The organism is Longimicrobiaceae bacterium (assembly GCA_035696245.1).
Classification (GTDB): Bacteria; Gemmatimonadota; Gemmatimonadetes; order Longimicrobiales; family Longimicrobiaceae; genus DASRQW01.
Genome location: DASRQW010000028.1, coordinates 1 through 16,035 on the forward strand (window position 1 = coordinate 1; position 16,035 = coordinate 16,035).

General features: G+C 70.1%; 13 protein-coding genes. 5 read left to right on the forward strand and 8 right to left on the reverse strand.

Features of this window, described 5'->3' with window-relative positions; translation table 11 throughout:
• Positions 1–482, reverse strand: a 482-nt coding sequence (locus tag VFE05_01035; protein ID HET6228627.1) for a TIGR00730 family Rossman fold protein, incomplete at its 3' end; no start/stop codon positions are given.
• Positions 483–1,187: 705 nt separating this feature from the next.
• Here VFE05_01035 and VFE05_01040 point away from each other — a divergent pair.
• Positions 1,188–3,887, forward strand: a complete 2,700-nt coding sequence (locus VFE05_01040; protein HET6228628.1) for a hypothetical protein — start codon at positions 1,188–1,190, stop codon at positions 3,885–3,887.
• A 607-nt stretch (positions 3,888–4,494) separates the two neighbouring features.
• Positions 4,495–6,411, forward strand: a complete 1,917-nt coding sequence (locus tag VFE05_01045; GenBank protein ID HET6228629.1) for a M1 family metallopeptidase — start codon at positions 4,495–4,497, stop codon at positions 6,409–6,411.
• Between the two features lie 193 nt (positions 6,412–6,604).
• Here the strand turns inward: VFE05_01045 and VFE05_01050 are convergent, their stop codons facing one another.
• The 3 genes from VFE05_01050 to VFE05_01060 form a co-directional block, all read right to left on the reverse strand.
• A complete protein-coding gene (locus tag VFE05_01050) occupies positions 6,605–7,258 on the reverse strand; it encodes a tetratricopeptide repeat protein (GenBank protein ID HET6228630.1) in 654 nt (217 codons plus the stop codon).
• A 167-nt stretch (positions 7,259–7,425) separates the two neighbouring features.
• A complete protein-coding gene (locus VFE05_01055) occupies positions 7,426–8,025 on the reverse strand; it encodes a hypothetical protein (GenBank protein ID HET6228631.1) in 600 nt (199 codons plus the stop codon).
• A 292-nt stretch (positions 8,026–8,317) separates the two neighbouring features.
• On the reverse strand, positions 8,318–8,905 hold the full coding sequence (locus tag VFE05_01060; GenBank protein ID HET6228632.1) for a hypothetical protein: 588 nt from the start codon (positions 8,903–8,905) through the stop codon (positions 8,318–8,320).
• Positions 8,906–9,303: 398 nt separating this feature from the next.
• On the opposite strand from VFE05_01060, the gene murB reads away from it, so the two are divergent.
• Positions 9,304–10,254 (forward strand): UDP-N-acetylmuramate dehydrogenase, encoded by a 951-nt coding sequence (gene murB, locus VFE05_01065; GenBank protein ID HET6228633.1) that lies wholly within the window; start codon positions 9,304–9,306, stop codon positions 10,252–10,254.
• Positions 10,255–10,359: 105 nt separating this feature from the next.
• On the opposite strand, the gene VFE05_01070 is transcribed toward murB, so the two are convergent.
• Both VFE05_01070 and VFE05_01075 read right to left on the reverse strand, forming a co-directional pair.
• On the reverse strand, positions 10,360–10,569 hold the full coding sequence (locus tag VFE05_01070; GenBank protein ID HET6228634.1) for a cold-shock protein: 210 nt from the start codon (positions 10,567–10,569) through the stop codon (positions 10,360–10,362).
• A 512-nt stretch (positions 10,570–11,081) separates the two neighbouring features.
• A complete protein-coding gene (locus VFE05_01075) occupies positions 11,082–11,213 on the reverse strand; it encodes a hypothetical protein (protein ID HET6228635.1) in 132 nt (43 codons plus the stop codon).
• Between the two features lie 376 nt (positions 11,214–11,589).
• On the opposite strand from VFE05_01075, the gene VFE05_01080 reads away from it, so the two are divergent.
• Positions 11,590–12,129, forward strand: coding sequence for an ImmA/IrrE family metallo-endopeptidase (locus VFE05_01080; protein ID HET6228636.1), 540 nt, complete (start codon positions 11,590–11,592; stop codon positions 12,127–12,129).
• Positions 12,130–12,343: 214 nt separating this feature from the next.
• Positions 12,344–12,799 carry a helix-turn-helix transcriptional regulator gene (locus VFE05_01085; GenBank protein HET6228637.1) on the forward strand — a complete coding sequence of 152 codons (456 nt, stop codon included), beginning with the start codon at positions 12,344–12,346 and terminating at the stop codon, positions 12,797–12,799.
• A gap of 322 nt (positions 12,800–13,121) precedes the next feature.
• Here the strand turns inward: VFE05_01085 and fadI are convergent, their stop codons facing one another.
• Positions 13,122–14,414 carry an acetyl-CoA C-acyltransferase FadI gene (gene fadI, locus VFE05_01090; GenBank protein ID HET6228638.1) on the reverse strand — a complete coding sequence of 431 codons (1,293 nt, stop codon included), beginning with the start codon at positions 14,412–14,414 and terminating at the stop codon, positions 13,122–13,124.
• A 283-nt stretch (positions 14,415–14,697) separates the two neighbouring features.
• A partial coding sequence (locus VFE05_01095; GenBank protein ID HET6228639.1) for a peptidase domain-containing ABC transporter occupies positions 14,698–16,035 on the reverse strand: 1,338 nt, incomplete at its 5' end.

Sequence of the window (16,035 nt, forward strand, 5' to 3'; positions counted from 1 at the left end):
TCGCGGTGCTCGGGGCGGATGAAGCCTTCGGCGACGCCGTGGTCGGCCAGGGCGAGGAGGGGCGCGTAGTAGTTCGCGACGTTCAGCAGGCCGCAGGGCTTGGGGTGGAAGCCGAGCTGCGACCACGTGAGCACCTCGAAGAACTCCTCGAAGGTGCCGAAGCCGCCGGGGAGCGCCACGAAGCCGCCCGCCAGGTCCGCCATCATCGCTTTGCGCTCGTGCATGCTGCCCACCACGTGCAGCGCGGTGAGGCCGGTGTGCCCGACCTCCTTCTCCTGCAATGCCCGCGGGATCACGCCGATGGCCTCGCCGCCGGCGGCGAGCACCGCGTCGGCCACGGCGCCCATGAGGCCCACGCGGGCGCCGCCGTACACCAGCCCCATCCCCCGCGCCACCAGCTCGCGGCCGAGCTCCCGCGCCGCCGCCTCGTACTCCGGCCGCACGCCACGGCTGGACCCGCAGAACACGCACACCCGCTTCATCTCGCTCACATCATCTCCGTTCGCTTCCGGTTTCTCGAGCCGGATGGATATCATCGCTACGACGCGCGGGCAAGCGGGAGACGGGTTGATGTGTCCGCCGCGGTCGTATGTAATCGCGTTGAGTGCGGGATTGTCGATGGTTACGATGTGGGTGGGTGAGGATGGGAGAGATGCGCGTAGGGAGAACGTCACGCATCCGAAGCTTCGCCGGTGGTATGAAACCACCGGCTGGGACTGCGGTCGTCCTGCGGACGAAGTTGGTGGCAGAGCGATGCGGTGGGTGCGCGTCGGAGAGGCGGGACGGAAACGCCGGTCCGCGCCACACGAGGTAAGGCGCGAGCCGGGCTTGGCCATCTCGTCGTTCGTCGTATCCGTGAAAGGGTGTGCGGCGGGAGACTCGCGTGGCGGGGTGCATACGCGCGCGCGGGTGCACGCGAGGCTCACGCCGGGGCGGGGAGACCCCGGACGTAGGCCGACAGGTGTATCGTTGGCCGGAGGAGGAGGCTCCCCGACCCCGCGGAGGAGACGGGCGGGCAGGCAGTATCGCCCGGCCGGCTCCGGAGCGGTCCAACGCTTCGGAAACGAGACGCATCCACCACGCAGAAGCCGCCGGTGCGCGTTGCCCGGCGCGGTACGCATCCGTATTGTAGGAGCTGAATCCTCCGCATCTCCGCCGTAGCTCCCCAACCACACTCGGAGCCGTACATGACTTCACGGTTCACCGCGGCTTTGCTCGCGCTGGCCGCCGCGCCCGCCCTGCACGCGCAGGAGCCGGAACGGCCGGCGAACGCCCGCCCCACCGCCGCGCAGGCCAACCAGTCCGCGATGGCCACGCCGTTCGACAGCACGCTTCTGGCGCCCGCGCTCAAGGCGCGCAGCATTGGCCCGGCGATCATGGGCGGGCGCGTGTCGTCCATCGCCATCGACCCGCGCAACCCGTTCACGTTCTACGTGGGCCTGGGCACGGGCGGGGTGATGAAGACCAGCGACAACGGCGGCACCTTCCAGGCGGTGTTCGAGCACGAGCGCGTGGCGGCGGTGGGCGCCGTCGCGGTGGCGCCGAGCGACCCGCAAGTGGTGTGGGTGGGCACGGGCGAGGCGAACGACCGCAACTCGTCCGCATGGGGCGACGGCGTGTACCGGTCCACCGACGCGGGCGGGACGTGGACGAACGTGGGGCTGCACGACAGCCGCACCATCGCCCGAATCGCGGTGCACCCCGCGGACCCGCGCACGGCGTACGTGGCGGCGATGGGCGACCTGTGGGTGCCCACGGCGGAGCGCGGCTGCTACAAGACGACCGACGCGGGCGCGACGTGGCGCCGCATCCTCTCCGCCCCGGCGCCGTACGCCGAGCGTGTGGGCTGCGGCGACATCGCCGTCGATCCGTCCAATCCCAACACCGTCTACGCGGCGCTGTACGCGCGGCGCCGCACGCCGTGGTCGTTCCAGGCGGGGCCGGACTACACCGACGGGCGCGACGCGGGCGGCATCTTCAAGAGCACCGACGGCGGCGCGACCTGGAAGAAGCTGAGCAACGGCCTGCCGCCGGGCACGGGCCGCATCGGCCTGGCGGTGTTCCGGCGCGACCCGCACATCGTGTACGCGGTGGTGCAGAGCGACGCGGGCGGCACCAGCAGCATAGACGACGTGCGCAGCAAGCGCGGCGGCGTGTTCCGTAGCACCGACGCGGGCGAGACGTGGACGCGGCAGAGCCCGCTGGACCCGCGGCCCTTCTACTTCTCGCAGATCCGCGTGGACCCGGACTCGTCCAACAAGGTCTACGTGCTGGGCTTCGCGCTGCACGTCTCCACCGACGGCGGGCGGACATTCCGCGAGGACCGCTTCAAGAACGTGCACTCGGACCTGCACGACCTGGCCATCGACCCGCGCGACACCAAGCGGCTCCTCCTGGGCACCGACGGCGGCGCGTACCAGAGCTACGACGGCGGCTCCGGCTGGCAGCACATGAGCCGCATGGCCGCGGGCGAGTTCTACCGCATCAACGTGGACATGCGCACGCCGTACCGCATCTGCGGCGGCCTGCAGGACAACCAGAACTGGGTGGGGCCGAGCCGGACGAACAGCAAGGAGGGCATTACCAACGCGGACTGGACGGCGGTGCAGGGCGGCGACGGCTTCTACTGCTTCTTCGACCAGACGGACCCCGACCTCGTCTTCGCGGAGTCGCAGCAGGCGTACCTGGCGCGGCTGGACCTGCGCACCGGCGCGTACAAGGAGTTCCACCCGGAGCCGGCGGAGGGCCAGCCCGCGTTCCGGTTCCAATGGGACGCGCCCATGATCCCCAGTGCGCACGACCCGCACGCCTTCTACGTGGCGGGCAACCGCGTCTTCCGCTTCACCGACCGCGGCGAGACGTGGCGCGCCATCTCGCCGGACCTGTCGATGAACGACCCGGCGAAGACGACCACCACCGGCAGCGGCGCCGAGGCGTACGGCGTGGTCTACGCCCTGGCCGAGTCGCCGGTGAAGGCGGGCGTTCTGTGGGCGGGGACGGATGATGGGAAGCTGTGGACGACCGAGGACGACGGCGCGCACTGGACCGACGTGTCGCGCAACGTGCCCGCCCCCGCGCGCGGCGAGTGGGTGAGCCGCGTGGAGCCCGGCCACCGCGACGCGCGCGTGGCCTATCTCGCGGTAGATGCGCACCGCAGCGGCAGCTTCGCCCCGCTGGCGTACCGCACGGACGACGGCGGGCGCACCTGGCGCAGCATCGCCGGCGACCTGCCGCGCAACGGGCCGGTGAAGGTGATCCGCGAAGACTTGAAGAATCCCAACCTGCTCTACGCCGGCACCGAGTTCGGCCTCTTCGCCAGCTCCGACGGCGGGCGCACGTGGGCGAAGATCGGCGGGCTGCCCACCGTGGCGGTGGACGACATCCTCATCCACCCGCGCGACCTGGACCTGATCGCCGCCACGCACGGCCGCAGCCTGTACGTGATCGACGACGTGCGGCCCATCCAGGAGCTGACGCCCGCCGTGCGCGCCATGGACGCGCACCTCTTCCCCATCCGCGCGGTGACCATCCGCGAGCCGCTGGCCGGGTGGGTGGAGAGTAGCGGCAGCGCCAACTTCCGCGGCGCGAACCCGCCCGCCGGGGCGCTCATCAGCTACTACGTGCGCCGCTACACGGGCGACGAGGTGACCCTCGCCGTGACCGACGCGAGCGGGGCGGCCATCGCCAACATCACCGCGCCGGGCACGCCGGGCCTGAACCGTGTGACGTGGGACCTGAAGCCCAGCGCCGAGGTGCTCACCGAGTACGGCGGCGAGGGCCGCAAGTACGTCCCCGCGGGCGACTACACCGTCACGCTCACCTACGGCAAGGTCCACGAGACCCAGAAGGTGCACGTGGAAGTCGCCCCCAACATCGAGACGCGGTAACGGGTTTCGGGAGATGGGTGAAGGCCGATGGACGGAGTTCCGTGCGCGACGCGCTGGCCCTCCGTCCATCGCAGTACCGCTGATGTGATCCCCTATGATGTGCGCTCGCCTCTCTCCGCCAGTTGAAAGCACCCGAGACGAGCGGGAGCTTCCGGAGAAGCCCGCGCAGGCGGACTTCGTGCGGTTTTAGCCCGCGGGTTTACCCGCCAAGCGTCATCTCGGCCGCGACGAATCTCCCGTGCCGGTAGATGCCGCCGAAGGATTTCGTTCGCGCGAGTCGAAGGCCGTTGGAGAAACCTCGGCTCGCTGAGGCTCCATCCCGCCGAAGCCATGCTGTCCGATCTCGGCGAGCAGTTCGCTCGTGCGCTCCTCGGACCTCGCCCGGCTTTCCGGGCTCATCCGTTCACGTAGCTCTTCGAACGGTTTTCCCATCGACCCTCCGTCGAGGTCGAGAACATGGAACGACAACGCCGGGGGCCGACGCGAAAAGCAGTCCGCGGCCAACCTTTTGCGGGGCCATCCGGTCTTCCACGCAGACGCGCCGGCAGCTCTCCCCATGCGGGGAGATGTGCGGCCGTGCATCCCCATCCCACACCACACGATTCCGATGACGAGCAGGAGAACGTTCGCCGCACTGGCCGCCGCCCTGGCGCTCGCCGCGCCGGTGCACGCGCAGATGATGGGCGCACCCGCCGACACGTCGGCGTTCCGGCCGCTGGAGCTGCCCGCGCCCAACGACTACCGCACGGCCGCCGGCGAGCCCGGGCCGCGCTACTGGCAGCAGCGCGCGGACTACACCATCGCCGCCACGCTCGACACCACGGCCAAGACGGTGACGGGCACCGAGACCATCCGCTACCACAACAGCTCGCCGTCCACGCTGCGCTTCGTGTGGCTGCAGGTGGACCAGAACATCTACCGCCCCGGCAGCGCGGGCTCGTACCTCAACTCCGGCGACGCGCGCTGGGGCGCCCGTGATTTTCCGGGCGGGCTGAACCTGAGCTACGCCCGCGCGGGCGGCGCCACCGTCACCCCGTTCGTGAACGGGACGATGATGCGCGTGGACCTGCCGCAGCCGCTGGCGCCCGGCGGCACCGTGGCGCTGGACTTCGGGTGGTCGTTCATGGTGCCCGAGCACGGCTCCGACCGCATGGGCCGCCAGGGCAGCCTGTACCAGATCGCGCAGTGGTTCCCGCGCATGGCCGTGTTCGACGACGTGCACGGCTGGAACACCGATCCGTACCTGGGCCAGGGCGAGTTCTACCGCGAGTACGGCGACTACGACGTGGCCGTGACCGTGCCCGCCGGCTACATCGTCGCCGCCACGGGCCTGCTCCAGAACCCCGCCGAGGTGCTGACCGCCGCGCAGCGCGAGCGCCTGGCCCGCGCGGCGCACAGTGCGCAGCAGGTCGCCATCGTCACGGCCGACGAGGTGGGCGGCGCGTCCACCCGTCCGCGCACGAACGGGACGATGACGTGGCGCTTCCACGCCACCAACGTGCACGACTTCGCGTGGGCGGGCTCGCCGCGCTTCCGGTGGGATTCGGAGAACGTGGACGGCGTGCAGTGCCACTCGTACTACCAGCCCGAGGCGGTGCAGTGGGTCACCGCGGCGGACATGACGTGCTTCTCCATCCGCGACTTCTCCACGCGCTGGTTCAAGTATCCTTGGCCGCAGGCCACCAGCGTGGCGGGCCCCGTGGGCGGCATGGAGTACCCGATGTTCGTGATGGTGCACGCGGGCGGCACCGAGGGCAGCGTGTTCGGCACCATTGCCCACGAGCACGGGCACGAGTGGTTCCCCATGATCGTGTCGTCCAACGAGCGGCGGTACGCGTGGATGGACGAGGGCTTCAACACCTTCATCGACCAGTTCGTCAACGCCGCCCGCTATGGCGACGCGGACAAGAACAACGCCGGCCCCGGCTTCCTGCGCGGGCGCTACGAGGCGCTGGTGGCGCAGGGCGGCGACGTGCCGCTGATGACCCCGGCCGACCGCGTGCCTCCCGCGGCGCTGGGCGTGACCGCGTACCGCAAGCCGGCCATGGTGCTCAACCTGCTGCGCGACAACGTGGTGGGCCCCGAGGCGTTCGACGCCGGCTTCCGCGAGTACGTGCGCCGCTGGGCGTTCAAGCACCCCACGCCGGCAGACTTCTTCCGGACCATGGAGAACGTGACCGGCCGCGACCTGAGCTGGTTCTGGCGGGAGTGGATGTACAGCACCGACGTGCTGGACCAGGCCGTCGCCAACGTGACGCAGACCAGGACCGACGCGGGCGCCTACAACGTGTCGGTGGACCTGGTGAGCAACACGCGCGTGGTGATGCCCACGCGGCTTCTCCTCACGCTGGCGAACGGGCAGACGCGCACGGCGGACCTGCCGGTGGAGATATGGTTCGGCGGGCCGCGCTACACGTACCGCGTGCAGACGCCCGCGCAGGTCACGGGCGTGATGATCGACCCGCAGAACACCCTGCCGGACCAGAACCGCGGCAACAACGCCTGGGGCACCGCCCGCCCCTGACCGGCGGGTCCGACATCGGCAGTCCCTGAGATGTAGAAGGGTCCAGGCTCGATTCGAAGCCTGGACCCTTCTTCTTTCGCGCGCGTGTCCCGATTCGCACTCCATCTGTCGCGATCCGCTCCACCGCATCCGAGCGATCCATCCCAGCATCTGACGATGCGCATCCGATGGCCGGTCGATGCAGAAACCGCCGCTACGCGTCCATCGCTCCCTGTATCGTTTGCGTCGGCTCGCCGAGGCGGGCGAGGGCGTCGGCGGCCATGCGGGTGTGCGGGTGGTCGGCGCCGCCGGTTTCGGTGAAGACTGCGAGGGCGCGGCGCAGGTAGCCGGCGGCATCGTCGCGTTCACCAAGCTCCGCGAGGACGCTTCCCAGCCGGTAGAGGTCGCGGCCCAGGCTGGGGTGTGTGGTGCCGTACGCGGCGGTGTCCACCTCCAGGGCGCGGGCGTACTGGTCGCGCGCGCCGGGCAGGTCGCCCATCTCCTGGAGCGTGGTGCCCAGGTTGTTCAGGATGGTCGCCACGAACGCGTGCTCCGGCCCGAAGATGCGCAGCCCCAGCTCCGCCGCGCGCCGGAAGGTCGCCAGCGCCTCGTCGCGCCGGCCCACGTGCTTGAGCAGCGAGCCCACGTTGTTGATCTGCAGCAGCGTGTGCCGGTGCTCCGGCCCCAGCGTCGCCGCGCAGATGTCGTGCTCCCGCTGCGCGCACGCCAGCACGCCCTCCCAATCGCCGCCCACGTGCAGGTGCGCGTTGAGCGCGCGGACCGCGTCCAGGGTCTGCCGCGAGTTGGGCCCGTGCTCCGCCTCCGCGTCGCGCACCGCCTGCTCCAGCGCGCCCCGTTGCTCGTCCATGTCGTTCGGGAGATGTGAGAAGGGCGATGCGCCGCGGATGATGCCGCACAGCACCTGGGGATCGGGAGATGGCGAGCTGAAATCCGCCGCGGATGCGGTGGCGGGCTATCTACGGGCCGGTGGATACCCTTCGATCCACGCGCGATGATGATGCAGGGCCGGTCGCGTCATCCGCCGTCCTCGCTCTCCGCGGCGATTCGCAGCGCGCGCAGCATCTCCCGGCGGATGAGGCCGCTGAACGGGCCGATGAACCGCCAGTAGCGCCGGAAGCTGCGCCGGGCCTCATCGTCCGTGCACAGCACGCGCGTCTCCGTCGCCAGGCGGACGCCGCCCGGCTCCGGCGCGAGCGAGAAGTTCCAGGCGGCGCGCGCGTAGCCCGGCCGGTCGAACGCCCGGAACTCGTCCGGACTGACGCGAACACATCCCCCGTCCGCAGTCCAGAACCGGCCGACGAGACCTAGAAGCAGCTCCTCGCCGGGACGCTCATCCAGCACCACGAACCCGCTCGCAACCAGTCTGTCGAGGCTCATCCCGCTTCCGCGCGCCTCGCCACGTCCGGCTGCCCGCCGCCGGGACAGCCGACTAGGAAGCGAGCGCAACGCGAGCAGACTGCGGATCACCGGCGAGCGGCCCACGTCCAGCCTCCGCGCCGCGGCGTACACCCGCTCCGCCGGTGCGCGAATCACCGTCGAGTGCCGCTCCACCTCGTCCCACGCGGGCATCCACGCATCCAGCAGCGTCCCCGCGCCCGCAACGGCCGCGCTCACGCGAGCCTCGCGGCGGCGTCTGCTGCGCGGCGCGCGGGGGCACGTGTGACAGCCAGGTGCGGTGGCATCTGCTTTTCGCTTGCTTCTGAAGATGCGCGGCGGGTGTACCGCTCGGGCGCGGCGCATCTCCGGCATGCCCCCGTGGAGCGCCGGGGCGGACACGGGATCGCCGACCCTCCGCAATATCCGGCGGATGCGCAGCGGCTGCAACGGCCGCGTCGCGGGCGGATGCAGCGACGGCCCGCTGCGGGGAACGCGGCGGGCCGTTCTTCTACTCCATCGAACCGAGCCGTCAGAGGCCCAGGTCGTTGCGCACCGGGGTGTCGAAGTGGCCGTTCGTGATGGTGAACGTGCTTCCCGCCACCGCCTGGCCGTTCGTGTCCACCCGCACGCCCGTGCCGCTGAACGTGCCGGTCACGCGGGTGGACGAGACGGTGGAGACGACGACCGTGCCGGAGGTCAGCACGTAGTCCGTATCCACCGTGTTCAGCGTGGTGTTCAGGCCGAACAGCATCTCCACGCCGGCGCACGTCGCCGCCGTGGCGCAGACGGTCACGGTGGTGGGGCCGGTCGTCGCCGGCAGGTCGATGAACACCGCGTCGGTCCGCGGCACCCCTCCCGGCCGGAACGCGCCGATGGAGATGAACGTGCCGCCGCCGCTCGCCGCCTGGGTCAGCGCCGCCGCGAACTGGCCGGAGGGCACGCCGCCCACCAGCCTGGCGACGCCGCTCACCGAGTAGGTGCCGGTCACGTCGCCGGCATAGCTGAAGTCCAGCGAGCCCGACTCGTTGCTGGTGCTGCCGGTGGAGTCGCTGCTGCACGCGCCGGCGAGCAGGGCGACGACGGGAAGGACGAGGATGCCGCGTTTCAGTGCTCGCATGTCCGTGGCGGGTGCGGGGGGTTTGGCGGCGGCGGCAAGGCAGGCGCGCGCGGCACCCACACCCGGTCGTCGGCGGAATCATCTCCATCTGCGGGATGGATAGCGCGCAAGAACGGTTCCGTCATCCCGCAATCCCGCGGCCGCGAGCGGCCGGTGAGTGCTGCCCACCCACGCATCTCCGCACGGCATCGTGAGATGCTGCTCATCTCCCGTCTCGCCCGCCCGCTTGGACGGTGGACGATGCAACCGGGCCGCGCGTTACGACGACGATCCGCAGCTGTCGAAGCCGCCGATTGGCCGTCGGGGCGGACACGGCAGGCGGCACCGCCCTTGCGCACGCGGGGCGGACGCGTATCCTGGGGCGACCCCACGCCCCTTCCCGGCCCCGAGAGCGGTGCATGCCCAAGACGATGGAAACCCCCCTGCGCGAGCTGGCCGCGCGCCTGGACCCGCGGCGCATGGAGCACGGCGTGCCGCTGGCCCCTTACACCACCTTCAAGATCGGCGGCCCGGCCGACGTGCTGTACCGCGCCCGCACGCCCGACGAGCTGGCGCAGGCGATTCTGGCCGCGCGCGAGCTGGAGGTGCCGTTCTTCCTGCTTGGGATGGGCGCCAACATCCTGGTGAGCGACAAGGGCGTGCGGGGCCTGGTGATCAAGAACGAGGTGGAGGGCATCGAGTTCCTGGACGGTTCGCGCGTGCGGGCCGGCAGCGGCGCCCGCATCTACCACGAGCTCATCCAGGCCACCGTGGCGCGCGGGCTGGGCGGGCTGCACCACTTCGTGGGGATCCCCAGCACGGTGGGCGGCGCCATCTGGCAGAACCTGCACTTCCTGTCGCCGCCGCCGGAGCGCGAGCGAACCGTCTTCATCGAGGAGGTCGTGGAGTCTGCCACCATCCTCACCGCCGAGGGCGAGGTGCGGACGGTGGACCGCGACTACTTCGACTTCGGGTACGACTACAGCACGCTGCACGACCGGCCGGACGTGGTGCTGGACGTCACCTTCCGCCTCGTCCCCCAGCCGCGCGAGGAGCTGCGCGAGGTGATCCGCGAGAACCTGCAGTGGCGCGACGACCGGCACCCGGACCTGTGGCTGTACCCCAGCGCCGGCTCCATCTTCCAGAAGCTCGAGGGCGTGGGCGCCGGCCGCCTGGTGGACCAGTGCGGGCTGAAGGGGCACGTGCTGGGCAACGCGCAGTTCTTTCACAAGCACGCGAACATCATCGTCAACCTCGGCGGCGCCACCTCGGCCGACGTGCGCGCGCTGATCGAGCTGGCGCAGACCACCGTGAAGCGCGAGCTGGGCTACGACCTGAAGACCGAGATCGGCATGGTCGGGAAATTCTGAACGGGGGGCCAAGACGAGAGCCATAGGCCCGGCGGTTGCCGGCATGAAAAAACGGAGCGCCGTCCGGGGGGACGGCGCTCCGTTTTCGGCTCCGTGAGGCGGAGCTCAGGCGACGCGCGAGACGTTCTCGGCGGCGGGGCCCTTCTCGCCCTGGACGAGGTCGAACTCCACGCGGTCACCCTCGGCGAGCGACTTGAAGCCGCTGCCGGCGATGCCGGAGTAGTGGACGAAGCAGTCCTTCTGGCCGTCCTCGGGCGTGATGAAGCCGAAGCCCTTGGCGTCGTTGAACCACTTCACGGTGCCGGTCGTACGCATACTGAACTCCCTGTGATGGATGCTGTCGCGGGCTCGCGTGCTCCCGCGGCGGGTTGCGCGTGGGTTTCGAAAATCTGCCCCCCACGTAGGGCATTTCCCTCAACTGCTTCGTGTGCTTGGAGATGGCTGGCCGCGAACGTCAGTCTCGCGTGCCGGGCCTATGCGCGAACGTGCCGGTGCCGCGAGGGCGGGGCGGGTGCGCCTGGGTCTGTGCGTACGGGGGATTCGTGGTCGAGCTGGACGGCCGCGGCTGAAGCTTGGGATGCACGCCGGCGCCTATGGGGCGGCCGAGCGGCGGGTCCAGCAGGGTAAGAATCGGTTGGAGCGCCAAGGTAAGCCGCGTTTCATGGCGTGTCAAGAATTCTCGTCGGCTTCCGTCCTGTCCGGCGTCGCGTGCTTCCCATCGCATCTCCAGCCCGCCGTTCCTCAACCCGTAGCTGGATGATTTTCGAGGCTGGAGACCGGATCGCGACGCAGTTATCTTTCGGCGTTTCTACGGTGCTCCACGGTGATTAGCTTCCGCGCTGGATGGCGCGGACGGGGAGGTCGTAGATGGTGCCGCAGCCGCGGCGCTGGCACTGGTACGTGGCGATTCGCATGGCGTCCGGCTCACCGCGGAGGGCGGACGCGAGCTCCTGGCTCACGCGCATAGCCGGCCGCGAGCCGCAGCGGGGGCAAGAAACTTCCAGGCGGAGCAGTTTTCCTCGTATCGTCGGGGGATCGCCCGTGCTTGGCGGACTGCCATCTCCAGATTCGTTGCAAACGTTGTTAGCGGAAGTCGGAGCCGAGACGGAGATGGGTACAGTCACACGCGATGAATTCATCGTCACAGCGCCTTCTTTGTTGAACTGGGATGCAGATCCATCAAAGTTGCTGCCCTTCTCGATTCGCCACAGCCGAACGGCTTCTGCGACGAATATAACAATTACAGCAGCCGGTGCAATCTGCCATTCTGTGCTGTTTGTGGGGGCCCGGCTATCGGTCGATACGCGGGGGAAGCCTTCTTCGGGGAGGGTTGCTATGGGACCGGACGATGACAGCACGGTGATGGGGGAAGCGATGCGGCTGGTGGAGGAGGCGAGGCGTGTGGACGCCGGGTACGCCGGTTCCACATCGCCGCTGCGCACCGACCAGCTCGCCGGGCTGATGCGAAACAGCGGGTGCCACGTGGAGGTCTTCCCCTTCCGGTCCAGCCTGGGCGCCATGGCGCTTCCGCGGTATGCGGGGCTCTACCCGGTGTTCGTGAACAGCGCCGCGGACCGTACGGAGCGTGTGTTCGCCCTGCGCCACGAGTTGGCCCACGTGCTGGCCGGCGACGTGGACGAGCCGCTGTACCTGGCCGACGACGGCTACACGTCGCTCCAGGAGCGCGTGGCCGACCTGTTCGCGCTCGCGGACCTGGTCCCCGGCTGGTGGATGCGCTGGATATCGGAAGATGCGAACAGGTTCGAGAGCGAGGTCGCCCGCGCGGTCACGGACTTCGCGGAGGGCTGGCCTTCCGAGCGCATCGCGGACCGCGCGCGCCTGCGCATCGCCCTGTTCCGCGCCTGCGGGACGTGAGCCGGCCCGATCCCGCATCGCCGCGTCAAAGTCGTGCAGCGGCGAAGCGCGCGGAGCAGCTTCAGTTCGGGAGATGAGAGGCTTGCGGCGGAATCTCTTGCGCGGACTTGGGAGAATCGCCTACGTTCACACTTGTGACGTATGATGCGAGTTCAATCACACCTGAGGCGAACGTGGAGATGCGACGAGCACGGATACGCCCGGCGGGGCGGCGATGACGGACGCGCGGCGGGCGGTGGGACGGCGGCTGCGCGAGGTGCGCGAGAAACTGGGATGGACCCGGCCCGAGTTGGCGGAGCGCTTGGGCGTGCACTCCGGCTCCATCGCACGGTGGGAGACGGGCGGCGCCATCCCGCATCCGTACCAGATGGAACGCATCGCGGAGTTCGGAGGGACGACGGCGGAGTGGCTGCGCACGGGCGGTGAGGATGCGACGGCTGCCACCGGGCTGCGCCACGACTCATTCGCCGCCGGCGACACGTCCGGCGAGGATGTGTTCGCATCGTTCGAGGCGACGGCCCGGTTCCTGGGCGGCATCGGCGCGCCGGGGGAGGAGCGGGCACGCAAGCTGGACGCGCTGGAGGGGCTTCGCCGCATGCTGACGGCGCGGGGGCTGCTGCCGGGATGGTGGTACGACCTGCGGGAGAAAGTCGAGCGCGGGGCGGTGTAGGCGTGCGCGGTTCGGCAGCGAAGCGCGTCCGCATCGGCGCCACCGGACAGCGGAAGCGGGACGACGTGCCTCCGCGACGGTGAGGGATCGGATGCGATGAATCGCACCCCTACAAGTCGTTGGTATTTCGCAGGTTGGGAGTGATGGGTGCGCGGAGCGCATCCGCGAATAAGCAGCGGGGCGGGACGACTGGTGTCGTCTCGCCCCGTCCATCGTCGTCCATCGACCGTCCGACGTTCATCTACCGTCCGGCGCTCACCTGGCTCCGTACATCTACAGACGACGGGACGCATGTCTGTCGCCCGGTGTTCATCTCCCGAAGCTACTCGACCTCGACGATCATGACGAAGCCGAGGGCGCCGGCGGCGCAGACGCTGATCATGCCGAACTGCTTGCCGCGGCGCTTCAGCTCGTTGAGGAGCGTGACCGTAATGCGGCCGCCGGTTGCGCCGAAGGGGTGGCCGATGGCGAGCGAGCCGCCCATCACGTTGATCTTGTCCTCGTCCGGGATGCCGATGGCCTTGGCACGGCCCAGGCGCTCCTGCGCAATCTTGTCCGAGTCGAACCACTGGAGGTTGGAGAGCACCTGCGCGGCGAACGCCTCGTGGATCTCCAGCAGGTCGATGTCCTTCATGGTCAGCCCTGCGCGCTCGAACGCGACCGGAGCGGCGAAGACCGGGCCCTGAAGCAGCTGGTCGGCCGGGTCCAGAGCGGCGTACGCGTACGAGCGGATGTAGCCGAGCGGCGTGTAGCCCAGCGCCTTGGCTTTCTCCTCGCTCATCAGCAGCACGGCGCTGCCGCCGTCGGTGAGCGGCGACGAGTTGCCGGCCGTCACGCTGCCGTACTTACGGTCGAACACGGGCTTCAGCGAGGCCAGCTTCTCCAGCGAGCTGTCCGCCCGGATGCCGTTGTCGCTGGTCACCACCTGCTCGTACTTGGGCGGGATGAACGCCGGCGCGATCTCGGCCGTGAGCCGCCCGTCCGCAGTGGCCGCCGCGGCGAGGGTGTGCGAGCGAAGAGCCCAGCGGTCCTGCTCCTCGCGCGTGATGCCGTTCTCCTTCGCCATCTTCTCGGCGCTCTCGCCCATGGTGAGCCCCGTCGTGGGCTCCGCGATGGCGGGGGTGACGGGGGCCAGGAAGGCGGGGCGGATCTGCGAGAAGGCCTTGATGCGGTCGCCCAGCGTGCGGGCCTTGCTGGCGCGCACCAGGATGTTGCGCATCTCCGGGCTGAACAGGATGGGCACGTCGGTGAGCGACTCGGCGCCGCCCGCGATCACCACGTCGGCCAGCCCCAGCGCGATCTGCTCGGCGCCCGAGGTGATGGCCTGGTTGGAAGATGCGCAGGCGCGGCCCACCGTGAACGCCGGCACGGTCGCGGGGATGCCCGAGCCCAGCGTGACCTCGCGGGCGATGTTGGGCTCCTGCACCGACTGCACGACGGTGCCGTAGATGACGTGGTCGATCTGGTCCACGTCCAGCTCGCTGCGCGAGATGAGCTCGCGCACGGCGATCTTGCCCAGCTCCACGGCCGAGACGTTGCTGAACACCGTTCCCGAGCGCGCGAACGGCGTCCGGCAGCCCTCCACGATGGCGACCCTGCGCCCCATGCGGTTCATCTGGTCTCTCCCGGTGTGTGAGCGCCCGCCGCGGCGGCCGCGTGCGAGGGGTCCGGTGCGGACCGGCGTGGAATCTTTCGATGAGCCAGGCTCATAGCAAGACGGGGCCCGCACGTGCGCGATGGCGGCACACGGCGGGCCCTGTCGTACTTCGGCTGGATCGATGCGAGGGCGGGCGGGCCCCCTCCCCAGCCCTCCCCCAAATTGCCTGGGGGAGGGAGCCTGGCTGGTGCGGGCGGAGGGGGATGCCGGGCGGGATCGTGGCGGGGCCGGACGGAACGGGTCAGGCCACGGCTGCTGTGGCGGGCGATGGGGCGGGGGGATTCGCGGCGGGGGACTGGCTGCGCATCTGGGCGAGGAAGGGGAACTGGTGCTCCCACAGGCGATAGTAGGCGCCGCGGCGGCGCAGCAGCTCCACGTGGCCGCCCTCCTCCGCCACCTCGCCGCCGTCGAGCACCACGATCTTGTCGGCCGCCAGCACCGTGCTGAGGCGGTGGGCGATGACGATCACCGTCTTGCCCGCGGCCTTGAAGTCTGCGATGCCCTGCTGCACGAACTGCTCGGACACCGAGTCGAGCGACGAGGTGGCCTCGTCGAGGATCAGGATCTCGGGCTGGCGGTAGAGCGCGCGGGCGATGGCGATGCGCTGGCGCTGGCCGCCGGACAGGCCGGCGCCGTTCTCGCCCAGCAGCGTGTGGTAGCCGCCGGGCAGCTTCTCCACGAAGTCGCCGATGCCCAGGCGGGCGCAGAGCGCCAGGATGTGCCTCATGTCGGGCTCGAAGTCGCCCACGGCCACGTTCTCGATCACGCTGCCGGCGAACAGGTCGATCTGCTGCGGCACCACGCCCACCAGGCGGCGCAGGCTCTCGTTGCTCACGTGCTTGATGTCGAACCCGCCCAGCGTGATCTGTCCCCCGTCGAGCGGGTAGATGTTCTGCAGCAGCGACATGAGCGTGCTCTTGCCCGAGCCGCTCTCGCCCACCACCGCCGTCATGCGCCCGTGCGGGATCTCCAGGTCCAGGCTGCGGAACACCTGCGTGCGGGTCCCGTAGCGGAACGAGACGCCGCGGAAGCGGATGTCGCCCACCATCTCCGGCTCCAGCACGACCTTGTCCGCCTCGTCCTCCTCGCGCTCCAGGTCCATGATCTCGAAGAGGCGGTCGGCGGCGATCAGCGCGTCCTGGATGGTGCGGTTCATCCCGATCAGCCGCGCCACGGGGCCGGTGAGGTAGCCCATCAGCGCGTAGCACGACATCAGCTCGCCGGGGGTGAGGGCGCGGTCCACCACCAGCCCGGCGCCCACCCACAGCAGCAGGATGGTGAAGAGCCGCGACACGCCCTCCGCCGCGCTCCCCGAGACCACCGCGGCCGACGAGGAGGCGTAGACGCGCCGCAGCACGCGCACGAACCGCGTCTCCGTCCGCAGGTTGGAGTGCCACTCCAGCCCGAAGCGCTTGATGGTGGACACCGCCGTCAGCGACTCCACCAGCTGCGACTCCAGGTCGGCGGAGCTTTCCATCAGCGCGCGCTGGGCGCGGCGGTTCACGCGGTTGGTGGCCCAGTACAGCGCGCCGTACAGCGGCACCACGCCCAGCGTGACCAGCGCGATGGTGTGCGAGTA

Coding starts and splice junctions, on each gene's coding strand:
- VFE05_01040 (HET6228628.1), top strand. CDS start 1,188: ATGACTTCACGGTTCACCGCGGCTTTGCTCGCGCTGGCCGCCGCGCCC.
- VFE05_01045 (HET6228629.1), top strand. CDS start 4,495: ATGACGAGCAGGAGAACGTTCGCCGCACTGGCCGCCGCCCTGGCGCTC.
- VFE05_01050 (HET6228630.1), bottom strand. CDS start 7,258: ATGGACGAGCAACGGGGCGCGCTGGAGCAGGCGGTGCGCGACGCGGAG.
- VFE05_01060 (HET6228632.1), bottom strand. CDS start 8,905: ATGCGAGCACTGAAACGCGGCATCCTCGTCCTTCCCGTCGTCGCCCTG.
- murB (HET6228633.1), top strand. CDS start 9,304: ATGCCCAAGACGATGGAAACCCCCCTGCGCGAGCTGGCCGCGCGCCTG.
- VFE05_01070 (HET6228634.1), bottom strand. CDS start 10,569: ATGCGTACGACCGGCACCGTGAAGTGGTTCAACGACGCCAAGGGCTTC.
- VFE05_01080 (HET6228636.1), top strand. CDS start 11,590: ATGGGACCGGACGATGACAGCACGGTGATGGGGGAAGCGATGCGGCTG.
- VFE05_01085 (HET6228637.1), top strand. CDS start 12,344: ATGACGGACGCGCGGCGGGCGGTGGGACGGCGGCTGCGCGAGGTGCGC.
- fadI (HET6228638.1), bottom strand. CDS start 14,414: ATGAACCGCATGGGGCGCAGGGTCGCCATCGTGGAGGGCTGCCGGACG.